General features: G+C 60.8%; 4 protein-coding genes. 3 read left to right on the top strand and 1 reads right to left on the bottom strand.

The genetic code is table 11. The features are described from left to right. Positions 1 to 1125: AMP-binding protein (locus ACP5J3_RS13000; RefSeq protein ID WP_428496076.1), on the top strand; the 1125-nt coding region annotated here is incomplete at its 5' end. A 4-nt stretch (positions 1126 to 1129) separates the two neighbouring features. After that, complete coding sequence (locus tag ACP5J3_RS12995) at positions 1130 to 1705, top strand: MBL fold metallo-hydrolase (protein WP_428496075.1); 576 nt, start codon at positions 1130 to 1132, stop codon at positions 1703 to 1705. Here ACP5J3_RS12995 and ACP5J3_RS12990 read toward each other — a convergent pair. Further along, positions 1692 to 1892, bottom strand: coding sequence for a hypothetical protein (locus ACP5J3_RS12990; protein WP_263244684.1), 201 nt, complete (start codon positions 1890 to 1892; stop codon positions 1692 to 1694). The genes ACP5J3_RS12995 and ACP5J3_RS12990 overlap by 14 nt on opposite strands. 205 nt (positions 1893 to 2097) lie before the next feature. On the opposite strand from ACP5J3_RS12990, the gene ACP5J3_RS12985 reads away from it, so the two are divergent. Next, positions 2098 to 2409, top strand: coding sequence for a hypothetical protein (locus ACP5J3_RS12985; RefSeq protein ID WP_428496074.1), 312 nt, complete (start codon positions 2098 to 2100; stop codon positions 2407 to 2409). The last annotated feature ends 125 nt before the right edge of the window (positions 2410 to 2534 follow it).

The raw sequence follows: 2534 nt of genomic DNA, 5'->3' as shown, positions 1-2534 counted from the left end.
GAGGGTCTGGGGTTCGTGGGCCACGGCGCGGGGGGCTACCTCGTCCAGACCTACGCCACCACCAGGTGGATGGGGCTGAGGCCCCGGGATACCTACTTCTGCACAGTCCTCCCCGGGTGGATAACCGGCGTCACCTACGTCCTCTTCGGGCCGCTGATGGTGGGCTCCACAGTGGTTGTGTACGAGGGGGGCCCCGACTACCCCAACTGGGACGTGTGGTGGGAGATACTGGAGCAACACGCCGTCACAGTCTTCCTCACCACAGCTGGCGCCTTGAGGGTGCTCTCCCGACAGGATCCGGAGTTGTTGAAGTCGCACAACTTGGACATGTTGAAGCTTATTTTAACAACGGCGGAGCCCCTGGAGGTTAAGTACTGGAGGTGGGCCTACCAATACGTGGGGACTGGCACCGTGCCCTCGATAGACTCCCTGCCGGAGAAGCTCAGCGGAAGGATCCCGGTTATCCACATGTTTATACAGACGGAGCTGGGCACCTTCGTCACCGGTAGCCTCCCCAACTACACCTTTGTCCCAATCGCCCCCGGCTCGGTGGGGCCTCCCATGCCGGGCTTCTACATAGACGTGGTGGACGACTCCGGCGCCTCGGTGAGGGGGCGCCCCGGCCAGATGGTGGTGAAGGCCCCGTGGCCAGCTATGCCGGTGGAGTATACGAAGTGGTACGCCGAGAGGTGGATAGGCGGCGTCTACTACATCGGCGACTACGCCGTCATGACCGAGGACATGAATATATTCCCCCTGGGGAGGTCCGACGCCGTCCTGAAGGTCAACGGCTACCGCATCTCCCCCGCGGTGATTGAGAAAGCCGCCATGTCTATCCCCGGCGTGGAGTACGCCGTGGCCTTCGCCATCCGCGACCCCCAGAAATTCGAGGCGCCCGTGGTGGTTTACAAAGGCAGGGCCCAGCCAGATGAAGTGAGGCGGGCTGTCCGGGAATACGCAGGGCCCATAGCCGACCCGGCCAAGGTAATCCTAGTGGAGGAGATCCCAGCCGCCGACAGGAGAGAGCTGAGGCGGCTACTAAAGGCGTATGTCAACACGGGCTCGGCGCCCCGCGTCGACAGATGGATAGAAGAGGTAGCCAAGGTTGCGAGAGGCGGCGCGTAGAGGTATGCCGAGGCTAGTCTTTCGGGAAGTCGAGCTGTGGAGGGCTGGCGGCGCCGCCGGCGTTGCCATTAGGCACAGAGGCGAGACGCTGTGTATAGACGCACCCAGCGCAGAGGGTTGCCGCCACCTCTTCTACACCCACAGCCACCCGAGCCACTACCCCGGGGGGATCCAGGAGTTTTACTCCCCCTTCGGCGGCCGCCTAGTCAAACCTGGAGACGTCTTGGAGGTGGGGCTCTTTGTGATTCACGTCGTCGATGCCTACAACATCACTAAGCTGAGAGGGGGGAAGCCGGTACACCCCCGCGGCGAGGGCGTGGGGTATGTGGTGGAGGCAGGCGGCGTCCGGATCTACCACACCGGCGACACGGACTTAGTAAGAGAGATGGCCTCCGCGGCGCCTGTCGACATTTTAATCCTCCCAATCGGCGGGGAGACTGTCATGACGCCGGAGGAGGCCGCCGACGCCGTCATGTTGCTACGCCCCAAGATAGCCATCCCCATACACTACAGCCACCAGAAACAATACGTCAAGTTTAGAGACATAGCTCATCCATATACCAACATCATAGCGCTTTAACCACCCCATTTCCGATAGACAGCCTCCCCAGCAATACACCACCGCGCGCCTCGTCAACGCGCCGAAACAGCGGCAAGAAGTCCCCTCGCACACTCAGGAACTCTGCAAAACTCCTACCGCCCGGGGGATACAAGCTACATTTGAGCTCCGCCACGAGTCTCCGCAACGCCACGTCTAACCACCTCATTCGGACTAAATCCCGACTCCACTTACGCTTGTAATATCTAATTATCGTGCGTTCCACATTTAAGACGTGTCACACGTCAACTTTCAGCTAGCAATAACCTCACCAGCGCTAGTAGTCGGGAAGATGCGGCCGACGGCCCTCTCCATTGCCCACTCCGCCGCTGGGGTCCAACACAGCTTTATAACAAGCCAACGTGGATGATTCAATGGACTGCGACTACCGGGTGAAGTTTATGGGGGTAGGTGTCTGCTTCGCAGATAGGGAAGTGGAAGTGGAGTGGTTGCTTCAAAAGGCGCGCCGCGGCGTCTCCACGCCTATTGTGCTATACGGCCCGGAGGAGGAGCTGGAGGCGTCCGGCGAGGTGAAGAGGGCGGTGGCCTCCGTGGCCCGGGCCATAGGCGGCGACGTAGCCTCCTTCCTGGCAGAGGCCGTCCTGGCTGTAGGCGAGGTTTTCGCCAAGAGGCTTGGCCTTAGGCGGATTGAGAGCCTCGCGTTGCTTCTAGACGACGTATTTTAAGCAGTGACCAACGTCGAGCTATATGTCAAGAAGGCCCTCACGGTGGTGGAGCACCCCCCAATCGAGGTGGGCAGAGTTTTCGTTGTCATCACCTCCTCCGAGGGCGCCAGCCTAGATGCCGTAGG

Origin of the sequence: Pyrobaculum sp., from assembly GCF_049971835.1 — an archaeon.
Lineage (GTDB): Archaea > Thermoproteota > Thermoprotei > Thermoproteales > Thermoproteaceae > Pyrobaculum.
This window is presented reverse-complemented; position numbering and strand designations above follow the sequence as displayed.

Excerpts from the sequence above, each read along its gene's own strand:
- ACP5J3_RS12995 (WP_428496075.1), top strand. The coding sequence starts at position 1,130 with ATGCCGAGGCTAGTCTTTCGGGAAGTCGAGCTGTGGAGGGCTGGCGGC.
- ACP5J3_RS12990 (WP_263244684.1), bottom strand. The coding sequence starts at position 1,892 with ATGAGGTGGTTAGACGTGGCGTTGCGGAGACTCGTGGCGGAGCTCAAA.
- ACP5J3_RS12985 (WP_428496074.1), top strand. The coding sequence starts at position 2,098 with ATGGACTGCGACTACCGGGTGAAGTTTATGGGGGTAGGTGTCTGCTTC.